Origin of the sequence: Winogradskyella litorisediminis, from assembly GCF_042675765.1 — a bacterium.
Taxonomy (GTDB): domain Bacteria; phylum Bacteroidota; class Bacteroidia; order Flavobacteriales; family Flavobacteriaceae; genus Winogradskyella; species Winogradskyella litorisediminis.
The window spans coordinates 1266575-1288452 of sequence record NZ_JBHTJL010000009.1; the positions used below are offsets into that span (position 1 = coordinate 1266575).

The 21878-nt window shown below is 34.0% G+C and carries 23 protein-coding genes; 2 read left to right on the plus strand and 21 right to left on the minus strand.

Annotation, left to right across the window (positions count from 1 at the left end; genetic code table 11):
- Positions 1-129 precede the first annotated feature (129 nt).
- From ACFQ1Q_RS08020 to ACFQ1Q_RS08060, 9 genes are all read right to left on the minus strand, one after another.
- Positions 130-771, minus strand: a complete 642-nt coding sequence (locus ACFQ1Q_RS08020; protein ID WP_386129725.1) for an O-methyltransferase — start codon at positions 769-771, stop codon at positions 130-132.
- Positions 771-1856 carry an amidohydrolase family protein gene (locus tag ACFQ1Q_RS08025; protein WP_386129727.1) on the minus strand — a complete coding sequence of 362 codons (1086 nt, stop codon included), beginning with the start codon at positions 1854-1856 and terminating at the stop codon, positions 771-773. Before ACFQ1Q_RS08025 ends, ACFQ1Q_RS08020 begins: the two co-directional genes overlap by 1 nt.
- On the minus strand, positions 1849-2385 hold the full coding sequence (locus ACFQ1Q_RS08030; protein WP_386129729.1) for a 3-hydroxyanthranilate 3,4-dioxygenase: 537 nt from the start codon (positions 2383-2385) through the stop codon (positions 1849-1851). The genes ACFQ1Q_RS08025 and ACFQ1Q_RS08030 overlap by 8 nt, the downstream gene beginning before the upstream one ends.
- Before the next feature lie 135 nt (positions 2386-2520).
- Complete coding sequence (locus ACFQ1Q_RS08035) at positions 2521-3303, minus strand: SDR family oxidoreductase (protein WP_386129731.1); 783 nt, start codon at positions 3301-3303, stop codon at positions 2521-2523.
- 85 nt (positions 3304-3388) lie between these two features.
- Complete coding sequence (locus tag ACFQ1Q_RS08040; protein WP_386129733.1) at positions 3389-4828, minus strand: aldehyde dehydrogenase; 1440 nt, start codon at positions 4826-4828, stop codon at positions 3389-3391.
- A gap of 1 nt (position 4829) precedes the next feature.
- Positions 4830-5234 carry a RidA family protein gene (locus ACFQ1Q_RS08045; protein WP_386129735.1) on the minus strand — a complete coding sequence of 135 codons (405 nt, stop codon included), beginning with the start codon at positions 5232-5234 and terminating at the stop codon, positions 4830-4832.
- A gap of 5 nt (positions 5235-5239) precedes the next feature.
- Complete coding sequence (locus ACFQ1Q_RS08050) at positions 5240-6640, minus strand: FAD-dependent oxidoreductase (RefSeq protein WP_386129737.1); 1401 nt, start codon at positions 6638-6640, stop codon at positions 5240-5242.
- Positions 6637-7902, minus strand: coding sequence for a kynureninase (gene kynU, locus ACFQ1Q_RS08055; protein ID WP_386129739.1), 1266 nt, complete (start codon positions 7900-7902; stop codon positions 6637-6639). The genes ACFQ1Q_RS08050 and kynU overlap by 4 nt, the downstream gene beginning before the upstream one ends.
- A 185-nt stretch (positions 7903-8087) precedes the next feature.
- Positions 8088-8768, minus strand: a complete 681-nt coding sequence (locus ACFQ1Q_RS08060; protein ID WP_386129741.1) for a hypothetical protein — start codon at positions 8766-8768, stop codon at positions 8088-8090.
- 42 nt (positions 8769-8810) lie between these two features.
- On the opposite strand from ACFQ1Q_RS08060, the gene ACFQ1Q_RS08065 reads away from it, so the two are divergent.
- The gene (locus ACFQ1Q_RS08065; RefSeq protein WP_386129743.1) at positions 8811-9611 is read left to right on the plus strand and encodes a class I SAM-dependent methyltransferase; all 801 of its coding nucleotides are present in this window, start codon (positions 8811-8813) and stop codon (positions 9609-9611) included.
- Here ACFQ1Q_RS08065 and ACFQ1Q_RS08070 read toward each other — a convergent pair.
- The 6 genes from ACFQ1Q_RS08070 to ACFQ1Q_RS08095 form a co-directional block, all read right to left on the minus strand.
- The gene (locus ACFQ1Q_RS08070) at positions 9592-10020 is read right to left on the minus strand and encodes a hypothetical protein (RefSeq protein ID WP_386129745.1); all 429 of its coding nucleotides are present in this window, start codon (positions 10018-10020) and stop codon (positions 9592-9594) included. The two genes, ACFQ1Q_RS08065 and ACFQ1Q_RS08070, sit on opposite strands and share 20 nt — an antisense overlap.
- A 5-nt stretch (positions 10021-10025) precedes the next feature.
- Positions 10026-10400, minus strand: coding sequence for a DUF2200 domain-containing protein (locus ACFQ1Q_RS08075; protein ID WP_386129747.1), 375 nt, complete (start codon positions 10398-10400; stop codon positions 10026-10028).
- 97 nt (positions 10401-10497) lie between these two features.
- Positions 10498-10830, minus strand: a complete 333-nt coding sequence (locus ACFQ1Q_RS08080) for a DUF3140 domain-containing protein (RefSeq protein ID WP_386129749.1) — start codon at positions 10828-10830, stop codon at positions 10498-10500.
- An 11-nt stretch (positions 10831-10841) separates the two neighbouring features.
- Positions 10842-11507, minus strand: coding sequence for a peptide-methionine (S)-S-oxide reductase MsrA (msrA, locus tag ACFQ1Q_RS08085; RefSeq protein ID WP_386129751.1), 666 nt, complete (start codon positions 11505-11507; stop codon positions 10842-10844).
- Positions 11508-11850: 343 nt separating this feature from the next.
- On the minus strand, positions 11851-12636 hold the full coding sequence (locus tag ACFQ1Q_RS08090; RefSeq protein ID WP_386129753.1) for a zinc ribbon domain-containing protein: 786 nt from the start codon (positions 12634-12636) through the stop codon (positions 11851-11853).
- 2 nt (positions 12637-12638) lie between these two features.
- A complete protein-coding gene (locus ACFQ1Q_RS08095; protein WP_386129755.1) occupies positions 12639-13733 on the minus strand; it encodes a Nif3-like dinuclear metal center hexameric protein in 1095 nt (364 codons plus the stop codon).
- A 47-nt stretch (positions 13734-13780) separates the two neighbouring features.
- Here ACFQ1Q_RS08095 and lpxK point away from each other — a divergent pair, with 47 nt between their 5' ends.
- On the plus strand, positions 13781-14779 hold the full coding sequence (gene lpxK, locus ACFQ1Q_RS08100) for a tetraacyldisaccharide 4'-kinase (RefSeq protein WP_386129757.1): 999 nt from the start codon (positions 13781-13783) through the stop codon (positions 14777-14779).
- On the opposite strand, the gene ACFQ1Q_RS08105 is transcribed toward lpxK, so the two are convergent.
- The 6 genes from ACFQ1Q_RS08105 to ACFQ1Q_RS08130 are packed head-to-tail and all read right to left on the minus strand — an operon-like array spanning position 14776 to position 21872.
- A complete protein-coding gene (locus ACFQ1Q_RS08105; protein ID WP_386129759.1) occupies positions 14776-17007 on the minus strand; it encodes a tetratricopeptide repeat-containing hybrid sensor histidine kinase/response regulator in 2232 nt (743 codons plus the stop codon). The genes lpxK and ACFQ1Q_RS08105 overlap by 4 nt on opposite strands.
- Positions 17008-17036: 29 nt before the next feature.
- Positions 17037-18053 (minus strand): type I glyceraldehyde-3-phosphate dehydrogenase, encoded by a 1017-nt coding sequence (gene gap / locus ACFQ1Q_RS08110; protein ID WP_386129761.1) that lies wholly within the window; start codon positions 18051-18053, stop codon positions 17037-17039.
- Complete coding sequence (gene lipA / locus ACFQ1Q_RS08115) at positions 18053-18925, minus strand: lipoyl synthase (protein WP_386129763.1); 873 nt, start codon at positions 18923-18925, stop codon at positions 18053-18055. Before lipA ends, gap begins: the two co-directional genes overlap by 1 nt.
- Before the next feature lie 52 nt (positions 18926-18977).
- Positions 18978-20219 (minus strand): NRAMP family divalent metal transporter, encoded by a 1242-nt coding sequence (locus ACFQ1Q_RS08120; protein WP_386129765.1) that lies wholly within the window; start codon positions 20217-20219, stop codon positions 18978-18980.
- Positions 20209-20766, minus strand: a complete 558-nt coding sequence (locus tag ACFQ1Q_RS08125; RefSeq protein ID WP_386129767.1) for an RNA polymerase sigma factor — start codon at positions 20764-20766, stop codon at positions 20209-20211. Before ACFQ1Q_RS08125 ends, ACFQ1Q_RS08120 begins: the two co-directional genes overlap by 11 nt.
- Positions 20757-21872 carry a glycosyltransferase gene (locus ACFQ1Q_RS08130; RefSeq protein ID WP_386129769.1) on the minus strand — a complete coding sequence of 372 codons (1116 nt, stop codon included), beginning with the start codon at positions 21870-21872 and terminating at the stop codon, positions 20757-20759. Before ACFQ1Q_RS08130 ends, ACFQ1Q_RS08125 begins: the two co-directional genes overlap by 10 nt.
- Positions 21873-21878: the final 6 nt, after the last annotated feature.

Genomic DNA, 21878 nt, shown 5'->3' on the forward strand with positions numbered 1-21878 from the left:
AATTTATTTCTAAATAAAATCTATGAGTAATCCCTAATGCAACCGGTTACTGAACATTTATATAAAGTTATCATCTCTATTGCTTCCGAAATTTCGGTACTAGAGGCTTCAAAAGTATATTATTCTCAATTACAGCTTCCGACTAATTGTTAAGCCATCTCTTATAGGCAAAACCACAGTTTCCACTCTTGGATCATTTTTTAGAAGTGTGTTGTAATCTAAAACCGCTTTTGTCGAAATATCCTTTGGGTTAAATTTTTCAACCACTTTTCCATGCCATAGCACATTGTCCGAGAGTATAACTCCACCAGATTTGAGTTTATCAATAATCAAATGAAAATAATTACTGTAATTGGGTTTATCGGCGTCAATAAAAACCAAATCAAACGTTTCATTAATGTTTGGAATAATCTCCAGCGCATTTCCGATATGTTGAGTAATCTGTTTACCATAACCTGACATGTCAAAATATTTTCGCTGAAAATCTTCTAATTCTTCATTAATATCAATAGTATGTATCGTACCTTTTTTTTGTAAGCCTTCAGCCAAACACAACGTGGAATATCCAGTAAATGTCCCTATTTCTAAAACAGATTCTGGGTTTATTAATTTGGAAATCATACTCAACACACGGCCTTGATATGGTCCGCTAAGCATAATTGGTTGTAATATTTTTTGGTAAGTTTCTCGGGTAAGTTGTTGAAGTAATTGTGGTTCTTCTTCAGAATGCGCAACAACATAATCGTCTAATTTTTCAGGTAAAAAATGCATTATCCCAAAATTCGTTTTACTAAGTCGTCTTTTGCATTTTGATCATCACCACAAAGCCATTGAATTACGTTGTCTTCCCAAATGGCATCGCGTTCTGTTTCAGAGATTATATCTCTCTCAATAGCCAAATCTAAAATTTTTCCAGGGTAAGAGCTTTGTTTTTCACTTTCCATTTCCCCTAACGGATATGGGTCATCTAATCCCATGAGGACTTGTTTAGAGCCTTGATTTTTAATAAGTAATTCTAATCCGCCAGTATCATGAACTAAAGTGTCAAAAAAGATATTTTTATGACCTACAGCTTTACGTGGATGACTTTTTCCTTCAAATAAATCTGGTCGCCCATCAAAGCCTTGTATTCGTCTTCCTAGGTTAATTTGTGCTAATTGACCGCCATGTGCAAAGCAAGTTCGCATGTTGGGATATTTATCTTGGTAACCATTTAAGGTTAAAAAATGATAAGCGTCTGCACACTGTGCCAACATCCAAATCAGGTGAAAGCGCCAAGATGTATTTTCTAATTTTATAAATTTTTCTCCATCATAAGGATGTATTTCTACAGCTAAATTGTATTTGTTGGCGAGTTCAAAAATAGGTTCGTTTTCTTCATCAAATATACAGCGCCAAGTACCGATTGTATCCATGTAATGTGTTGGTAAACATAATAAGCGCATTCCGAGAACTTCTACGCAGCGCTCAATTTCCCAACATGCACCACGGACAAATCCAGGATGTACCACAAAACCCGTGGTAAATTTACTCGGATTATTATGCTGTACTTTAGCATTAAAATCATTTTGAAAACGCAATGCCTGTTTCATTTCTTCAACTCGCAAGCCATTACCATATAATTGTGATAAATTAAGCACAACCGCATGATCTATTTTGTTGCGCTCCATCCAAGCTAATTTTTCGTCTAAGAAAAAGCTAGAATCTGTGATTGGTCTGTTCCAATCTTTTTGAAGCATAAATTTACGGTCTTTATCCACCCAAAAAATACCTTTATCTTTCATAAACTGCGGAATTTCCTCAGGATATGGCAGTAGGTGAGAGTGACCGTTTATTCTTAATTTTCTTTTAGTCATCTAACTTTACTTTCTTCGGTGGTTGCATTAATTTCCCGCAATTCGGACATTTTCTTTTTCTTTCATCCCCATAATACTTATCAAATATTTTAGGCATATCTGTTTCAATATTATCGAGTGTAAAATCTTCTTCGTAAAGTTTTGTGGTGCAGTTTTCACAAAACCATAATAAAGCATCGCTGACACCTTCATCTCTAGGATATTCAATAACCAAGCCTACAGTATTGGCACCTCGCTGCGGTGAATGTGGAACTTTTGGTGGTAATAGAAAAATATCTCCTTCTTTAATATGGATATCTCTCGGCTCACCATCTTCAATCACTTTTAACACAATGTCACCTTCGACTTGATAAAAGAATTCTGGCGTTTCATTGTAATGATAGTCCTTACGACTGTTTGGTCCACCTACAACCATAACTATAAAGTCGCCATTTTTCCAAACGACTTTATTGCCTACTGGTGGTTTTAGAAGATGTCTATTTTCTTCAATCCAAGCTTTAAAATTAATTGGCGGATATAATTTACTCATGATGAAAAGCCCCTTTTAATTTCCCCAAAAGGGAAAAACTCATTATGGGAATGGAGTTTAATTATGATTAAAATTGACATAAATATAGTACTTTTTTTACGCAATAATTTCTCCCTTTGGGAGGATTAAGGTGGGCTATAGAGATTTTGTTCGTCCTCCATCAACAGGAAGATTAATACCATTGATGTAAGCAGCACGCGCACTTGCTAAAAATGTAATAGCATCTGCTGTTTCTTCTGGTTGAGCAAAGCGTTTAGCTGGTACGGTATTTTTCATTGCTGTTGCTGACTCATCAATCGATTTGCCTGTTTTTTCAGCTTTATTTTTTATGATACTCGACAAACGCTCCGTTGCTGTAGCGCCCGGTAAAACATTATTTACCGTAATACCAAATTGCCCAAGTTCATTGGCCATTGTTTTACTCCAATTCGCCACAGCGCCACGAATGGTATTACTCACGCCAAGACCATCTAAAGGCTGTTTTACTGAAGTTGAAATAACATTTATAATTCGACCATACTTTTCAACTTTCATAAATGGTGCTAAAGTTTGAACTAAAATATGATTGCATTTTAAATGTTGCGTAAAAGCAGATTCAAATTCATTAACTTCCGCTGAAAAAATTGGTCCAGCTTTTGGTCCACCAGTATTATTTACCAGGATATGAAAACCATGATTTTTAAAAATATAATCTTCAACCTTAGATTTTAATTCTGAAGGATTCGAAAAATCGGCAACGATATAATCATGATTTCTGTGCTGAGGTAGCTCAGCTAAAACCGCTTTCAATTTTTCTTCGTTTCGGGCTATCAGCGTTACAATTACACCTTCTTCAGCCAAAGCTATTGCTGTTGCTTTTCCTATACCTGCGGTGCTTCCGCAGACAAGTGCATATTTGTTGTTGAGTTCTAAGTTCATATTTGTTTTCCACGAAAGTGGAAATCTTTAAATTGTTATTACTTTTTTGAGATACTGAAACAAGTTCAGCATGACAGACGAGCTGTCAATATTTTATACAAACGTTCTTAGCTTCTGTAAAAAAACGAAGCGCTTCAAAACCACCTTCTCTACCAATACCAGAGGCTTTTACACCACCAAAAGGAGTTCTTAAATCGCGCATCATCCAGGTGTTTACCCAAACAATACCAGCTTGTAATTGATTACTCATCCTCATGGTTCGTTTTAGGTCATTCGTCCAAAGCGTTGCTGATAAACCGTATTTCACTTTGTTAGCCATTTCTAAAACTTTATCTTCTGTTTTAAAAGGCATTATGGTGACGACTGGACCAAAAATTTCTTCTTGGTTAACGCGACATTCATTACTAGAGACTTCGATTACCGTAGGTTCTAAATAATAGCCATTTTCATAACCATTTACAGTCACTTCATTTCCGCCACATAAAACAGTTCCGTTTTCTTCTATAGCGACATCAATATACGTTTTTACTTTTTCTAGATGCGGTTTTGAAACTAAAGCACCAATATTAGTATCTGAATCTGACGGATGACCAACTCTAAGCTGCTTAACTTTTTCGACAAAATCGGCTTTAAATTTTTCATATATCGACGCCTCTACAAAAATACGACTGCCACATAAACAAATTTGCCCTTGATTGGCGAATGATGACCTCACCGTGGTATTGAGCATGTCGTCGTAATCGCAATCGGCAAATATGATATTTGGGTTTTTTCCGCCTAATTCTAAAGATAATTTTTTAAACAGTGGCGCAGCGACTTTTGCAATGTGTGCACCAGTTGCTGTTCCTCCGGTAAAGGAAATAGCTTTTATGTCTGGATGTTCTACGATGGCTTGTCCGGTTGTTGTACCTAAACCATGGACAATGTTTAAAACGCCTTTTGGCAAGCCAGCTTCGTTACAAATCTCTCCTAAAAGATAAGCTGTCATTGGCGTGACTTCACTTGGTTTGGCAACCACACAATTACCAGCAGCAATTGATGGAGCTATTTTCCATGTAAATAAATAGAGTGGGAGATTCCATGGTGAAATGCAACCAACAACACCAATTGGTTGGCGTAAGGTGTAATTAATAGCGTTTTGTCCAACAGATTCATGACTTTCACTCGCAAACTGAGTAATGGCATTGCCAAAGAATCTAAAATTGCTTGCGGCTCTTGGTATATCTACTGATTTAGCTAGTGACAATGGTTTTCCGTTATCTTTACTTTCGGCTTCGGCAAAACGGTCTAGATTAGCTTCTAATAATTCTGAAATTTTGATTAGGATTCTACTACGTTGTTCTAAAGTGGTTTGTGACCAACTTGGAAAAGCAGATTTCGCAGCGATATATGCATTTTCTACATCAGATCTTGATGAATTGGGGATTTGTCCATACACTTTACCATTCGATGGATTGTAGTTATCAATCCATTCATTGGATATTGGATTTACAAATTCTCCGTTTATGTAGTTTTTTATATTCAAATTATTCAGGTTTGTAAGCCATCACCTTAATTTCAATCACTAAATCTGGATGTGGTAATTGATGAACGGCAACAGTTGTTCTTGTTGGTCCGGTATCTTTTTCAAAAAACTCAGCATACGCTTTGTTGTAATCCGCAAAGTCATTCATATTGACTAAAAATGATGTCACATCTACCACATCTTTAAGACTGGCACCTTCCTTTTCGAGATTACGGTTTATGTTTTTTAAAACTTCTTGAGTTTGCGTATATGCGTTTAGTTTTTTCGTACCCATCTCGTCTATAATGTCAACACCAGCTATGGTGTTATCTGGTCTACGTGAGCTTGTGCCAGAAACAAATATAAAATCGCCCACGCGTTTTGTGTGTGGATATGCACCTCTTGGTGTTACTGTTTTTTCACTCATAATCATTAATATAATCCAGCAATTCTATCATCTTCAAGAATAGCTTCAGTTTCTTCTTTTACCTTTTCTAATACATCTTTAATGTCATCTTCAGCTGAAATAACATTGTCACTTAACATGTTTAGTATGGCTTTATCTTGCGCTCGACCTCTCAGCATAGCTTCTCTATAGCCAATATCTTCGTTGAAAGTTACTAAACTATATTTTGATGAGTAGTCTTCAGGGAATTCTTTTTCTAGAGCCATTTCAATTTTTCTTTTTTCTTGAAAAATAGCTTGACCGACGTGGTCTTTCATTTCGTGGAAGTTGTCTATAGCTAAATCGGCAATAGCATCAGTGTCTTTTTTACGACGTTTTTCGTAAGCTTTAAAAATGGCCTCCCAATTATCGAGACCTTCATCTAGAACAGCATCGAATTCTACAACATCTTCAAAAGAAGCGTTCATACCTTGACCGTAAAACGGTACAATGGCATGCGCAGAATCTCCCATGAGTAAGGTGTTTCCTTTGTAATGCCATGGCGAACATTTTATCGTACCCAAAGGTGCTGTTGGATTCTCAAAAAAATCATCAACCAGATTTGGCATAATTTCTAAAGCATCAGGAAATTCTTTTTGGAAGAATTCTGTTACTATTTCTGGCGTGGTCAAGTTATTGAAATTGTATTCACCTTCATCATAACTTAAAAAAAGCGTCACTGTAAAACTACCATCTAAATTTGGCAAGGCGATTATCATAAAATCACCACGCGGCCAAATATGAAGGGCATTTTTAAAAGTTTTATAGCCACCATTTTCAGCTGGTAAAATACTAAGCTCTTTATAACCATGGGTGAGATAATCTTGCGAAAAACTGAATAAAAACTTTTTGCCTAAATAATAGCTTTTACGTAACGCCGAACCTGCGCCATCGGTTGCGATAATCACATCGGCATCTTCTTTAAATTCTGAATTATCTACATAATCTTTGAATTCTGCCGTGGTATTTTCAAAATCAACATGTTTGCAACCTTTATTAAAGTGAATTTTTACATTTTCGTGCTTTTCGGCTTCAGTGAGTAATAGCGCATTTAAATCTTCACGTGAAATAGAGTTAATATATTCATAATCACGTCCGCTGTAATTAGACATAAAGGTGTTTCCCTCTTTGTCATGAATCATTCTACCATTCATTGGAATGCACAATTTCTTCACTTTTTCTTCTAATCCGACGAGTTTCATGCCTTTGTTTCCGCGGTCTGAAAATGCCAAGTTTATAGAGCGGCCGGCACTAATATCGACTTTACGTAAATCAGGTCGTTTTTCGTAAACGGTGACATTATAGCCGCGTTGACCTAAACGTAATGCTAATAAACTGCCGCAAAGTCCTGCGCCGATGATGAGTATGTTTTGTTTTTTTTCTTTCATAATAATGTTTTCAATCGCTCTACAAATTGATATACATCTTCAAAAGAGTTGTACAATGGTACAGGAGCACATCTAATAACATCTGGCTCGCGCCAATCTGATAGTATTCCCACTTCTGTTAACTTATCATGTAAAGCTTTGTCCGCGTCTTGCACTTGAATCGATAACTGGCAGCCACGCTCATCAGGATTAGAAGGTGTAATTATCTTAATCTTTGGGTTGTTAAGGTGATTAATTAAAAACTCAAAATAACCTGTAAGTGTTTTAGATTTTAAGCATAATTTATCAAAACCAGCAGATTTAAAAACATCTAAAGAGGCTCTTATTGCTGCCATAGATAAAATAGGCGGATTGCTTAATTGCCAACCTTCGGCACCAGGCAACTGGTCAAATTCATCACGCATTTTAAAACGCGTTTCTTTATTATGGCTCCACCAACCTGAAAAACGGTTAAGGTCTTTTCTGTTGGCGTGACGCTCATGTATAAAAGCACCTGACAAACTTCCTGGTCCAGAATTTAAATATTTGTAGGTGCACCAAACGGCAAAATCTGCTCCTGAGTTGTGTAGATTTAATGAAACGTTTCCTGCACCGTGCGCACAATCAAAACCAACAATACAGCCATGTTTATGTCCGAGTTTGGTAATACGATTTAAAACGAAAAATTGCCCGGTGTAATAGTTAACACCACCAATCATAATTAGGGCAATCTCGTCACCGTTCTGCTCTAAAATGGCTTCTAAATCTTCGTAATTGGCTAATTCTTCACCTTCTCTAGCTTTCCAAAGAACTAGCCCTTCTTTATCATCATAGCCATGATGTCTCAGTTGTGATTCTACAGCATATTTATCAGAAGGAAAGGCGTCAGCTTCAATTAAGATTTTATAACGTTTGTTTGTAGGTTGGTAAAAACTCACCATCATTAAATGAAGGTTGACGGTGAGCGAATTCATCACCACTACCTCAATAGGTTTTGCACCGACAATTTCTGCCATGGTTTCTGTTAGAAATTCATGGTAATGCAGCCAAGGATGTTTGCCTTCTGTATGACCTTCAACACCAAGATTTGCCCAATCTTCTAGCTCTTCGTTGATATAATCTTTTGTGATTTTTGGTTGCAAGCCCAAAGAGTTACCCGTCATGTAAATCAATTCATTTCCATTTTTATCTTTAGGAATGTGAAATTGATTTCGGTAGTTTGCTAATTGGTCGTTTTTGTCGAGCTCTTTAGCAAAATCAAGGCCTAATTTATAATGAGACAAAGTTTAGTTGTTTTATGGTGTTTAACAAAAATAAGGATTTAAGGCTTAAGAATTAAACTGAGATTATTGAATAAAAAAAGGTTGCCAAATAAATGACAACCTTCAAAATATATAGACGCCCGAAGGCGGAAAATATAAGCTATACGTTTTAAGTCGAAAGACCCACGCGAAACTTACATTATGCTTTAAAAGACTTTAATCTCAGTTTTAATTTTCACATCGGTAAAATTTAAATTCCAACTACCATTATCTTTCTTATGGTCAATGGCAATTTTAATACCGTTAAAATCTTTGTAATTTTCAAATGTGTTGGATAAAGAAGACTCAGTAGTGTTTCCTTTTCTAAATGTCCATTCTTTAATTAAATAATCTTCACCATAGTATATGTCGTATGCATCACCAGGAGTGTAGCCACCTTCGCTAGGATAAAGAATCGTTATCATATCCATTTCGTTATTACTAATTGGCGCTTTTGCTTTTTTTGGTTCTGATAGTGTAGCACCATAATCCCAAACCAATTGAAACGGTACTAAAAGCCAATATTTATCATTTATAAAAGCTCTATCCACATTTAAAGGAATACTATCTAAACTCTTGCGACTGTATTTTATATTCTGAACTCCAGCTTGCATATAAACGCTGTCTTTTTTTGGTAGCCACGTCCAAGAACGTCCATTTCCTTTTACGGTATCTCTATCAACCTGAAACGTAAATTGAACTTCTTTTACATTTTTCCAATTCTCGTAACCATGTGCATTTGCAATTTTTTCAGCAATAGAAAGCACTTTAACTTCGGTTTCTTTTTTGTCTGATTTACAACTTGTAAGAACTAAAAGCAGACATAGAATTTTGATTACTGATTTCATTTTGAAAAAGTTATTTTAAATTACATGCTAAATTAAGCAACCATGAGTGATTCGACTAACTATTTTGAAACTAATAAAGCCACTTGGAACAAAAAAGTAGCTGTACATGCGCAAAGCGATATGTATAACATGGAAGCTTTTAAAGCTGGAAAAAGCTCTCTGATGCCTTATGAATTGAAAGCTTTAGGCGATGTAAAAGGAAAATCCTTATTGCATTTACAATGCCATTTTGGGCAAGATACGTTGAGTTGGAGTCGGATGGGAGCAAAATGTACTGCTGTAGATTTAAGTGATGAAGGTATAAAATTGGCCAAGCAATTAAATGAAGAACTAGGCTTAGATGCCGAATTTGTTTGCTGTAATGTCTTAGATACATCCAAACATATTTCTGAAACCTTTGATGTTGTTTTTACGAGTTACGGAACCATCGGTTGGTTACCAGATTTAAAACCATGGGCACATATGATTTCTGAAAGATTAAAGCCTGGTGGTGTGTTTTATATTGTTGAATTTCATCCAATACTTTGGATGTTTGATTATAACGAAGATAAACCCGAAATGAAATACCATTACAGCCAAGATGAAGTCATTTATGATGAATATGAAGGCACGTATGCAGACCAATCTTCAAAAATGGAGAGTAAAGAATATGGTTGGAATCATGGTTTGGGCGATGTTGTAAATGCACTAATCGAAGCGGGTTTGCAAATAGAGTATTTAAACGAGCATGATGAAAGTCCGTATGATGTATTCCCTGATTTAGTAAAATCTGAAAATGGTATGTACATTATGAAAAATCAGTTGTTTCCTATGATATTTGAGATTATGGCGAGGAAAGTTTAGATTTTTTATAAGCATTTAGTTGCTCCATGAAAATACAAATGAAACTTAAAATCCAAAAAGCAAATCCAAATCCAACATATACTTTGTAATTTCCACCACCTTCATCTCTTGGTATAGAAGTAATTCCAATTGCAAAAAGTGCAAATACAATCATTATTATACTTAGAAAAAGTTTAATTTTTATACTTATTCTATTGACAAATAGTATTGCTGCATATATAAAATTTGCAATCCAAGGTAATCCAACAGTGGGTTCAAATGATAATACTCCAATCCAACCGAGAATAATTCCAAAAAAGCCAATTAATCCCCAAGCACCAATAAAAATTGGAGTAATTAAGGATATTTTATAAAGAGATACTGACCATTCTCTCCAACTAATTGACTTAATATTTTTTAAAATTGACATCTAGATTATTTCTCCTTTCTCAAAATCTTCTCCATTTTACGACCTTTTGCTAATTCGTCAATTAGCTTTTCCATTTGTCGGCATCGTTTATAGGTTTCAAATTCATCTTCTATTTCTTCAATTCTGTAACCGCAAACTACGCCTCTAATTAAGTGCGCATTAGGATGTATTTTGGCTTGTTTAAAAAATGTATTAAAAGTGATATTATTATCAATAAGTTCTTGTAGTTTTTTCTCATTGTAACCTGTGAGCCATTCTATAACTTGGTTGAGTTCTTCTTTTGTTCTGCCGTTTTTTTCTATTCTACTTAAGTAATGCGGATATATAGAGCCAAATATCATATTGGCAACTTGCTCATTTTTTTTGGCTGTGACTTTCATCTCCTTCTTAGATTTAGTTTATAGTAGAAATTTACTAAAAATAAAAAACCCGTTGGAAGTTCTAACGGGTATAGTTTTTTATTGATTTTTATCTTATTCACTTAATCGGATCGTGTCCCCAATTTTTTAGGGAATAACGCCAATCAGATTCTTTAACATCTCCATCTGGTTTTTGAGCTTTATGTCTTGCTACATATCCGTTTACTTTTTGCATATGCTCATAATTACTATCTGTAAGTTCGTCTTTTTTTGTGCGTTTTATTTTAATGATTTTTTTAGCACTTTTTCGCCCAATAGATTCGCCATCTCCGCTATCTTGACCAACAGATTTAGATTTGTCTGTCTCTAACCAATCTTCAATTTCTGACGGTGTCATATTAACATTATCATAAAAATCATCGTAAATTTCTTGTTTTTCTTCTTTAGTCATTTCTTTCAATTTTAATGTTTAGCATCGTCCTTTAAAACTTCTGGCATTTTTGACTGAAAGCGTTTAAGTCTTGGTACAGATACACCTTTAATATATGGGTGATTTGGATTTCGTTTTTCAAAATTTTGATGGTAATCTTCAGCTACCCAGAATTTTTGAAATGGATAGATTTCTGCTGCAATTTTGGCATCTAGTTTTTCAGCTAAAGCTGTTTTTTTTTCTTCAATAATTTTCTTTTGTTCTGCATTTTGATAAAAAATGATTGAGCGATATTGGGAGCCTCTATCTGGTCCTTGACCATTGACCTGTGTTGGATTTTGAGATGCAAAATATACATCGACTAAAGTGGCAAAGTTTACAATGTTTGGGTCGTAGATAATTTCTACAGCTTCGGCATGTCCTGTTCTACCTGTGTTACTTGCTTCATAAGTTGGGTTTTCTGTCCATCCGCCAGAGTAACCACTAATAGATTCTTCTACACCTTCAACACTTTCATAAACTGCTTCAACACACCAGAAGCAGCCGCTTGCAAAATAAGCACGTGCTTTTCCCTTTTTAAGTGGAACTTCAACAGGTTTAGCATTTATAATTTCTTGTTTTTTTGAACTGAGATTTTGGGCTGTGTTATTGCAGCTAAATAATAGTGCGATTGCAAAAAGAGGCAATAGTTTTTTCATAGTGTATTTTAGAATTTAATTTTTTAGCGCGGTCTTAATTTGATTTGCAAAATGATTTTAATAAAACATGCTCTGTTTCAACTCATGCTCGACCTTCTAAACATTCATTTTATGTAAGTGGTTGTGTAAAGTTAGTAAACCTAAATTTTAAAGGTTTTAAAATTTTCCTAAAGTAGTTGGTAGTTTTTATGGATTAAGATTTGGTGAATTAACACTTCTATTGCATCTAGACTTTAATCACTAACTTAGGTATTGAAGGAGGATTCATTAAAAGAAATTTTAAATATTTTGTAAAAAAAAGCCTCTGATTTCTCAAAGGCTTCAATTTTATAGTTAAAATAAATTACTTACTAAGTTTAGCAAATAATTTATCCATTTTTGCTTTTTCTTCTTCTGCTAAAGCAGCATCTACTAAGATACGTCCACTATGCTCGTCAGTGATTACTTTTTTACGTGCAGCAATCTCAACTTGAATTTGCGGCGGAATTGTAAAAAATGAACCTCCAGAAGCACCTCTTTCAATAGCTACAACAGCTAAACCATTTTTAACGTTGTTGCGGATGCGGTTGTATGCAACTACTAAACGCTCTTCAATTTTCTTTTGGTATTTTTCAGACTCGCTAATTAATGCCTCTTCCTCTTTTTGAGTTTCTTTAAGAATTTCGTCTAGCTCGTTCTTTTTGTGCTTTAAATGCTCAGAGCGATCTTTTAATTTTTCTTTTGTTTCTGCAACAACTTCTTTCTTTTGCTCTATTTGTGCCTTAAACTCTTTAATGTGCTTTTCTGCTAATTGAATTTCTAATTCCTGAAACTCAATCTCTTTACTCAAAGAGTTGTATTCTCTGTTATTTCTTACGTTATTTTGCTGCTCAGAATACTTTTTAATTAAAGATTTAGACTCTTCAATCTGATTTTTCTTTGCCTTAATTTCCTCGTCAATATTTTCAAGGCTATCGTTTAATTTCTCTAGTCTTGTATTTAGGCCAGCAACATCATCTTCTAAATCTCTAACTTCTAAAGGAAGTTCTCCTCTGATGTTTCTTATTTCGTCTACTCTAGAATCTATGAGTTGTAAATCATATAATGCTCTTAAACGTTCTTCTACAGTAGCTTCAGCTTTTTTTGCCATAATTATAGGTACTTAACCGGATTTGTAATTGTGTTTGATAAAATGATTGCAAAATTACTAATTTTTTTTGAGAGATAGTCTACTAAAAACGTTTTTGTGTATTGCTCACTTTCATAATGTCCGATGTCTGCCACAACGATTTTATTTTCCGCAGCAAAAAAATCATGATATTTAAGGTCTGCAGTAATAAAAATATCTGCACCAGCTGCTTTTGCTGCACCGATTGCAAAACTTCCTGAGCCACCTAAAACGGCTACTTTTTTAACGGTTTTATTAAGTAATTCTGAATGACGAATAATGCCACAATTCATTTTGTCTTTTACGAAATTTAGAAAATCGTTTTCCGACTGTGAAGATTCTAATTCGCCAATCATTCCCATACCAATATGTTGATTGGTGTTTTCTAAGGTGGAAACTTCGTAAGCGACTTCCTCATAAGAATGTGCGCTGAATAAAGTTTTTATTATCGAAGATTCTAAATGTTTCGGAAATGTGACATTTACCTGCGTTTCTTCTTCTTTTTGAAGTTGTCCGCGTTTGCCAATAACTGGATTTGAGTTTTCATTTCCGCGATACGTTCCAACTCCGTTTGTGTTGAAGCTACAGTTATCATAATTACCGATGTTTCCTGCGCCAGCGTTAAAGAGCGCAGCTCTTAAATTTTCTGCTCCGTCATTTGGTACATAAGTTGTTAACTTTTTTATGGTTCCTTTTTGTGGAATTAAAATCTGTTTATTTATTAGATTCAGCTGGTCGCAAATAATAGAGTTGACACCTTGTAAAGCGTTGTCTAAAGCTGTATGAATAGCAAAAATGGCAATGTCGTGTTTTATAGCTTTTATCACCACACGCTCCACATAGCTTTTACCAGTTAGTTTTTTTAAACCTTTAAAAATGATAGGATGAAAGCTAACAATAAGATTACAATCCTTCTCGATAGCTTCATCAACTACAGTTTCTAAAGTGTCTAGTGTGACTAAAATTCCGTTTACGTTTTGATTTTTATCGCCGACCAGAAGCCCAACATTATCAAAATCTTCGGCATAAGCCAAAGGTGCTAAATCGTGAAGGTGATTAATAACATCTTGTACAACCATTACTTTCTCTTTTCATCAAATATAAAATATATATTACTTTCGCTATAATGAAAATTCTTAGAATCCTTTTATTTCCTATTGTGCCCATTTATTTTTTAGTAACATGGCTGCGCAATCGCTTGTACGATTCAGGTATTAAACCTTCAAAATCATACGATTTCCCTGTGATTTGTGTTGGTAATTTAAGTACTGGCGGCACAGGAAAAACGCCCATGATTGAGTATTTAATTAGATTACTTTCAGAAAAAAAGAAAGTTGCAACCTTGAGTCGTGGTTATAAACGCGTAACTAAAGGTTTTTTGGTAGCAGATTCTAGTGCTAATGTAGATATGGTTGGTGATGAGCCGTTTCAGTTTTATAACAAGTTTGAAGATATATATGTTGCTGTAGATGAAAATCGACAAAACGGTATTAAAGAACTCCGAAAATTAAAGCCTCAACCAGAAGTTATTTTATTAGATGATGCCTACCAACACCGAAAAGTAAAAGCGGGATTAAATATTTTATTAACGGCATATTACAATTTATACACAAAGGATATTGTTTTGCCAACAGGAAATTTACGAGAACCAAAATCTGGCGCAGATAGGGCAAACATCATTGTGGTTACAAAATGTCCTGAAACTATAAACGATATTGAAAAAGAAGCTATTATAAAACAAATTAAACCTAAAGCGCATCAACATGTGTTTTTCAGTGGAATAAAATATACTGAACATGTAAATTCTGCAATCGAAACAAAATCGTTATTAGAATTACCAAAATTTACTTTAGTTACAGGTATTGCAAATGCAAATCCATTAGTAAATTATTTAAATTCGAATACTTTGGATTTTCATCATCTAGAATATGGTGATCATTACAATTTTACACTAAAAGATATTGAATTGCTCGAAAAGCAAGAGCTTATTGTTACTACAGAAAAAGATTTTATGCGTTTGTTTGAAGTTGAAAGTCTCCAAAAGAAGTTGTTTTACTTACCAATTGAAGTGGTTTTAGATAAGCCTTTAGAATTTAATAAATTGATTTTTGATAATGTAAATTAAGCAGTTGCTTCTTCACCAGAAAGCGCACTGTATAATTTTTTCTCAAACGTTTCTTGTTTAAAGGGTTTTGAGATGATATCATTGAATCCAGCATCATCAAACTCTTGCATTTTATCTTCTAAAGTTACTGCTGTTAAAGCAAAAATGGTAAGTTCTTGATTAAACTGACGAATACGTTTAGTTGCTTCTAAGCCACTGATTCCTGGCATATGTATGTCCATTAATACTACATTGTATTCGTTTTCTCTAACTTTTTCAACGGCATCTTCGCCATTGTCAACAATTTCGCAAGTTAATCCCATTTTATTTAAGATTTTCTTGGTAATCATCTGATTAATTTTGTTGTCTTCAACCACTAAAATTTTCATGTTCTCTAAATCTAATGCTTTAATATTTTCTAAATGTTTGCTCTCTTTTGGTTGTTCAATTTTCTTTTTAACTTCAACATATTTCAATGGCAATTCAAAAAAGAAACTTGTGCCTTGTCCTAATTGGCTTTTCATCCAAATTTTTCCTTTTAAGATTTTTATTAATCCTTTTACTATGGACAATCCTAAGCCTGTACCACCATATTTTCTGTTGATTTGTATAGAGCCTTGCGAGAAACTCTCAAACATTTGTTCTTGTTTTTCTTTGGAAATTCCTATACCGTTATCTCTAATTTCAAAATGTAATTGGTAAATATCACCATCAGAGGATGTTTTCTTTACATCTACCCAAATGTCTCCATCTTGGGTAAATTTTATAGCATTACCTAAAAGATTAATTAAAATTTGGGAAATTTTTAGTTGGTCGCCAATAAAATTTTCTGGTAAGTTTTCTTCGTAATTAAAGTGAATTTGAGTTTTATTATCGTGTGCAGAATTATTTAAAGCGGCAATAACATTTTCGATTTTTGTTTTTAAATTAAAATCTTCTGGGTCTAGCTCTACTTTATTGGCTTCAATCTTATTTATTTGAAGTATATCATTAATAAAAGTTAATAAGTAATCACCTGAAAATTTAAGTGATTTTAAATGCGGAATTTGTTTTTCTTTAGGTTCTTCATCTAGCAGTAAATTTGTTAAGCCAGTAACCGCATATAGAGGTGTTCTTAACTCGTGTGTTACTGTCGATAAGAAATTTGCTTTCGTTTTAGACGCTAATTCTGCTTTTTCTTTTGCTACAATAAGTTCATCGTTTTTTATTTGAAGCATATTGTTTGTTCGCAAACGGATATTATTGTTTTTGTATAATGACAAGGTTAACAACGATAAGATTGTTATTAAAGAGATACTTAAAATTGTAGTAATTCTTGCCAAATTACCATCGCCTTCAGCCTCAGTTTCTTGGTCTTTCAGTTGTTGGTTTTCTGCTTTTTTATAAGCGTTTAAGTATTTAAGATTTCCTCCAGACAAAGCTTCTTCTCGTTGAATACTTAAAATTGAGTCAGACAAATTCATATGCTTATTTAAATACATATTAGCTGACTTAAATTGGTTTTTATTTTGATAAATTTTACTAAGTGTTAAAAATGCATCATTTCTGTTTTCAACAAGTTTATGTTCATTAGCCATGTCTAATCCTAATTTTGCTTGGTCTAGCGCTAAATTGTAATCCTTTTTAGCAATAAATGCTTTAGCATTAAAAATGTAGCTACTGCTTAATGTTCGATGTAAATCATGCTTTTTTGCAATAAAAATAGCACGGTCTAACTTGGCTTGTGCATTATCTATTTGGTTAAGTTTTAAATAAACACGGGCTTCATTAAGATTTACATCCGCTTGATATTTTTCTGATTCGGCCGCAATAAAATTGTCTATTGCAGAATTAAAGAATTTAAGCGCAGAGTCGTAATCTTCTAAGTTAGATTGAATAACACCACGTATGTTGTAAGTTAGGCCTAAATTTATTTTATCGTCGATTTCTCGCTGAACAGTTATGGCCTTAGTTAAATATGAAATGGCTTTTTCAGGTTCATCTATAAAAAAGTATAATCGGCCAATTTTAGTGTAGATAATTCCTTCCGATTGCTGATTGTTAAATTGTTGCGCAATACTTATAGCTTCGTTTAACTTTTCTATGGCACTGAAGTATTCTCCACGGTCTGTCCATAACTCAGCCTGCTTGAGTGCTTGTTCAAGGTCTAATTCTAATTTTTCTTGTTCTGCTCTACTTAAATTTTGAGCATACGTGGTTATGCCTAAAAGCAAAAAAAGTACAAGTAATATATTTTTTATCTGTGACACTTAAACACATTTTATCTGAACAAATATAATTATTTATCCGACAAAAGTGCATTTTTCTTCGATAAATCGCTAATTAGGTCTAAAAGTCTTTGACTATAACCTGTTTCATTATCGTACCAACCAATGATTTTTACCATGTTACCAATTACCGAAGTCATTTGAGAATCGAAAATGCAAGAATGTGGATTGCCAACTATATCTATTGACACTATAGGGTCTTCAGTATATTGTAAAATCCCTTTTAAATTAGTCTGTGATGCTTTTTTAAATAATAAGTTAACAGTTTCTATGTTGACATCTTTTTCGACATTAAAAGTAATATCTGTCAAAGAGCCATTTGCAACAGGAACGCGTATTCCGCAACCACCAATAACATCTTCCAAATTTGGAAAAATCTTAGTCAATGCTTTTGCTGCTCCAGTTGTAGTTGGTACAATGGATTGTCCTGCGGCGCGTGCACGTCTTAAATCTCTATGCGGTTGATCGTGTAAACTTTGGTCGGTTGTATAGCTATGAACAGTTGTAATGTAGGCTTGTTTGACGCCAAAATTTTCGTGCATCAATTTTATCATAGGCGCCGCATTGTTTGTGGTGCATGATGCGTTAGAAATTACTTTTTCTGTACCATCAAGTGTATCTTCATTAACACCTAAAACAATAGTTTTAATATCATCTTCAACTGGTGGAACAGACAAAATCACCTGTTTTGCACCGTTTGAAATATGTTGAAGTAATTGCTGTTTTTCTTTAAATTTTCCTGTTGCTTCTAAAACAAAATCTGGTTGAAAAACCGACCAATTTATATTAGAAATATTCTTTTCATTTAAAAGCGGAAACGAAGCTTCATCAACAATAATTTCACTTTTATTATGTCTAATTGTTTTTTTTAAAACGCCATGAATACTATCGTATTTTAGTAAATGACTTAATGTTTTAGCATCTGCTAAATCATTAATAGCTACAATTTTTATATCAGGATGTTGAAGCGCTAATCTAAAAAAGCGTCTTCCGATACGGCCAAAACCATTTATGGCTACTTTAATCATTAATTAATGTGCTTTTGAGCTTTGTATGATGAGCGTACAAGAGCGCTACTTTCTACATGGCGGAAACCAAGGTTTAATCCAATTTCTTTGTATTCTTCAAATTCATCAGGATTTATAAACCGTTGCACCGGTAAGTGTTTTTTACTTGGTTGAAGGTATTGTCCTATCGTTACAACATCTACTTCGTTTTCTCTTAAATCATACAATGTCTGAATTACTTCTTCTCGAGCTTCACCTAAACCTAGCATAATACCAGATTTTGTACGGCGTTGACCTTGTTGTTTTAAATATTTTAAAACACCCATGCTTTTATCGTATTTGGCTTGGATACGTACTTCGCGAGTTAAACGACGAACCGTTTCGATATTATGAGATACCACTTCTGGAGCAACATCCACAATTCTATCAATATGTCTTTCGATACCTTGAAAATCTGGAATTAAAGTTTCTAAAGTTGTATTAGGATTCATCCTTCGGACTGCCTTTACAGTTTCTGCCCACATAATGCTTCCCATATCTTTAAGGTCATCTCGGTCCACACTGGTGAGTACCGCGTGTTTAATTCCCATAATTTTAATAGAGCGCGCCACTTTTTCTGGTTCATCCCAATCTACGGTTTCTGGTCGTCCAGTTTTTACCCCGCAAAAACCACATGAACGCGTGCAGATATTACCTAAAATCATAAATGTAGCTGTGCCTTCTCCCCAACATTCGCCCATATTTGGACAACTTCCAGAGGTGCAAATAGTATTTAATTTGTACTTATCTACAAGACTTCTAAGTTCGGTGTATTTTTTTCCAGTAGGGAGTTTAACTCTCAACCATTTTGGCTTACGTTCTGGTAATATATTAGATACAGTTTTCGTCTCCATTTATTTTCTTTTTCAATAAAACAAAGATACGAAGTAAAAACTAAAAAAAGACTTAAAGTGTAGTGACAAACCAAACACCAAAACCGATGAGAAAAACAATGCCCAACCAGCTTAAAATATGTATGTTTCGTTTTGGACGATGTTCTCTAGGAACGTGCTTTGCGCTTATTAATTTGTAATTGGCAATAGCATAAAATGGCGCCGTTAAGAATGATAAAATTGTGGCGACTTCTACTAAAGTGCCAAGATTAGAACTTAAAAAGAAAAAGATGCCTATTGTTCCTAAAAACAGAACACAAAGCCAAAAGTTATAACTGCGTTCTATTTTGAAATTAGATAGCAAAGCCGTTGTACGTTCGAGAACTCTTGGTGACCCATCAAAGGTTGTCAACGTTGTACTAAACATTGTAGTTATTGCAGCAATACCAATAATTGAGTAAGCCCAATTTCCTAAACTACTGGTGTACATTTGAATCAGTTGAGCAGAAAATCCTGCAGCAGAAGTTTGTAAGGTTTCATCAGAATTATAAATGACCAAAGCTCCTAAAGTTAAAAACCCAAGTCCGAGAATTAATGTAGTAACGTAACCAATATTAAAGTCGAAAATAGAAGATTTCACGTCAAGCATTTCAGTCTCTCTTTGTTTTTCTAAAGACCAAACCGAATGCCAAACCGAAATGTCCATCGGCGCTGGCATCCAACCCATAAAAGCAATTAAAAACACCCATTTGGATTGGTCAGGAAATATTTGAGTAAAATCGAAAGGTTGTTCAGTATTTATACCAGAAGCAAAAACAGAAATTAATGTTGAAATGGTTAAGGTGATGATAATGATTTTCATCAATCGGTCCAGCAATTTATAACGACCAATAATGAGAATTGCAGCAGAAAACAGCAGAATAATAATTGTCCAAATTTGAACGCTATTCAGAATAAAATTACCTATTTCAACAGATTGGAATTCAAAAATCACATACGATGTTAAACTAGCCGTAACAATAGTAACTGCTGTTTGTATGGTAAACATCGTGGCAAAAGTCAGAAGAAAATAAATAACAAACACCCATTTTCCCAAGCGCTTGTAGCCGTCAATTAAACTCTCTTTGGTTGCAATAGCGTATTGTGGACCAAATCTAAAAAATGGGTATTTAAATACATTTACTAATAGCAAAGCCCAGACCAATCCAAAACCAAAATCTGCTCCAGCTCTTGTAGACTGTACCAAATGCGAAACGCCAATTGCAGCACCAGCAAATAACAATCCTGGACCTAATTTTTTTAAATTAGCTAGCATTTGGTTTGGTTAATATTTGAGCTAATAGCTTTTTTGCACGTAGTAGCTTTACCTTTATGTTATTCATCGGTTCGTTAAGCTCATTGGAAATTTCGTTATAACTTAATTCTTGAAAATACCGAAGATGAATCACTTCTTGGTAATGTGGTTTTAACTTTTTAATGTCGCGAAGCAAACGTGCAAGGTTCTGTTTTCTGATGAGTTTGTCTTCAGGTGTTGGCGATTCATCCGGAATATCATAAACGGTATCATCATCCTTCGAATTGATTTTGCTGTTTATAGAAGATTTATATTTTCGAATTAAATCAATATGAATATTTTTTGATATGGTGATGAGCCAAGTTTTAAAAACATACTTATCGTTGTAAGTTTCAATTTTATCGAAAGCTTTCGAAAATGTTTGAATGGTGATATCTTCAGCATCGTTTTCGTTTTCGGTACGTTTAAGTTGAAAGCCATAAACGTCATTCCAGTAGGTATCTAGTAAAAATTTAAACGCAGTTTGATTGTTCTCTTTTGCGAGTTGTATGGCTTCTTTTATTTCCAATGCTTAGGTTTTGAAATGAGATTAGCACTAAATATAACCAATTGCATGATGATTAAGAAAATTTCTAAAAATGGTGCAAAATAAATTAGGTCTTTTTCATTGAGTTTTTTTCCAGAAAAACCAATCGTAAAAATCTGTAGAGTAAAGCGTAAAGCCAAAACAGAAATCACTATTTTCCATTGGAAAATAGTTATTAGTAAAATAATAGAAAGCGTATAAAATAAAATTTGACTTATGTAAAACGTGCCTAATAAAAATTTGTCTAAAAATTTATAGTGTTTAGCTGTACTTATGTGTCTTCTTTTTTGAGTTATCCAATCGTTAAAACTATGTTTTGGTTCTGAAATTGTAAAACTGTTTTCACTGTAACAAATTGCAGTGTTTTTTTTGTTCGCCGTTTCGTTTATGAATAAATCGTCATCTCCAGACCGAATTTGCATATGGTTGATAAATCCATTTTGTTTAAAGAACTGCTCTTTTCTGTACGCTAAGTTACGACCAACTCCCATGTAAGGGTTTCCTGTTTTTGCGTACGAAAAATACTGAATGGCAGTCATCAGAGTTTCAAACCTAATAAGCTTGTTCAAAAAAGAGTTTTTCACTTTTTTGTAAGCACCATAGCCTAGAACAATCGACGCTTTGTTATTAAAATGACTACTCATTTCTTTAATCCACCGGTTAGAAACTGGTTTGCAGTCTGCATCTGTAAACAAAAGAAATTCGTGAGTTGCTGCTTTTATGCCCAAAGTCAATGCATATTTTTTATTGCCCCAAAACGGCTCAATAGATTTTACATTAACTAGTTTAATATTGTTATGTTTTTCTGCGAAAGCTTCCATTATTTCAAAAGTTTCGTCAGATGAGCTGTCGTTAATGAGAACGAGTTCAAAGTTTCTGTAATCTTGATTGAGAAATGATGGTAAGTTCTTTTTTAAATTTTCAGCTTCATTTTTAGCGCAAATAATTACAGAAACACTAATATCATGGCCTTGGGTTTTTGAAGGTTTTTTTACGGCAAAACAACTTAAAAACACAATGTAATACGCTACCTGAATGGCAGATGTTACAAGGAAAGTATAAAAAAGTACGGTAAAAAAAATAGTCATTTACAG

Bases quoted from the DNA above. Each gene is read 5' to 3' on its own strand.
- ACFQ1Q_RS08020 (WP_386129725.1), bottom strand. From the start codon at position 771: ATGCATTTTTTACCTGAAAAATTAGACGATTATGTTGTTGCGCATTCT.
- ACFQ1Q_RS08025 (WP_386129727.1), bottom strand. From the start codon at position 1,856: ATGACTAAAAGAAAATTAAGAATAAACGGTCACTCTCACCTACTGCCA.
- ACFQ1Q_RS08030 (WP_386129729.1), bottom strand. From the start codon at position 2,385: ATGAGTAAATTATATCCGCCAATTAATTTTAAAGCTTGGATTGAAGAA.
- ACFQ1Q_RS08035 (WP_386129731.1), bottom strand. From the start codon at position 3,303: ATGAACTTAGAACTCAACAACAAATATGCACTTGTCTGCGGAAGCACC.
- ACFQ1Q_RS08045 (WP_386129735.1), bottom strand. From the start codon at position 5,234: ATGAGTGAAAAAACAGTAACACCAAGAGGTGCATATCCACACACAAAA.
- ACFQ1Q_RS08050 (WP_386129737.1), bottom strand. From the start codon at position 6,640: ATGAAAGAAAAAAAACAAAACATACTCATCATCGGCGCAGGACTTTGC.
- ACFQ1Q_RS08060 (WP_386129741.1), bottom strand. From the start codon at position 8,768: ATGAAATCAGTAATCAAAATTCTATGTCTGCTTTTAGTTCTTACAAGT.
- ACFQ1Q_RS08065 (WP_386129743.1), top strand. From the start codon at position 8,811: ATGAGTGATTCGACTAACTATTTTGAAACTAATAAAGCCACTTGGAAC.
- ACFQ1Q_RS08070 (WP_386129745.1), bottom strand. From the start codon at position 10,020: ATGTCAATTTTAAAAAATATTAAGTCAATTAGTTGGAGAGAATGGTCA.
- ACFQ1Q_RS08075 (WP_386129747.1), bottom strand. From the start codon at position 10,400: ATGAAAGTCACAGCCAAAAAAAATGAGCAAGTTGCCAATATGATATTT.
- ACFQ1Q_RS08080 (WP_386129749.1), bottom strand. From the start codon at position 10,830: ATGACTAAAGAAGAAAAACAAGAAATTTACGATGATTTTTATGATAAT.
- msrA (WP_386129751.1), bottom strand. From the start codon at position 11,507: ATGAAAAAACTATTGCCTCTTTTTGCAATCGCACTATTATTTAGCTGC.
- ACFQ1Q_RS08090 (WP_386129753.1), bottom strand. From the start codon at position 12,636: ATGGCAAAAAAAGCTGAAGCTACTGTAGAAGAACGTTTAAGAGCATTA.
- ACFQ1Q_RS08095 (WP_386129755.1), bottom strand. From the start codon at position 13,733: ATGGTTGTACAAGATGTTATTAATCACCTTCACGATTTAGCACCTTTG.
- lpxK (WP_386129757.1), top strand. From the start codon at position 13,781: ATGAAAATTCTTAGAATCCTTTTATTTCCTATTGTGCCCATTTATTTT.
- gap (WP_386129761.1), bottom strand. From the start codon at position 18,053: ATGATTAAAGTAGCCATAAATGGTTTTGGCCGTATCGGAAGACGCTTT.
- lipA (WP_386129763.1), bottom strand. From the start codon at position 18,925: ATGGAGACGAAAACTGTATCTAATATATTACCAGAACGTAAGCCAAAA.
- ACFQ1Q_RS08120 (WP_386129765.1), bottom strand. From the start codon at position 20,219: ATGCTAGCTAATTTAAAAAAATTAGGTCCAGGATTGTTATTTGCTGGT.
- ACFQ1Q_RS08130 (WP_386129769.1), bottom strand. From the start codon at position 21,872: ATGACTATTTTTTTTACCGTACTTTTTTATACTTTCCTTGTAACATCT.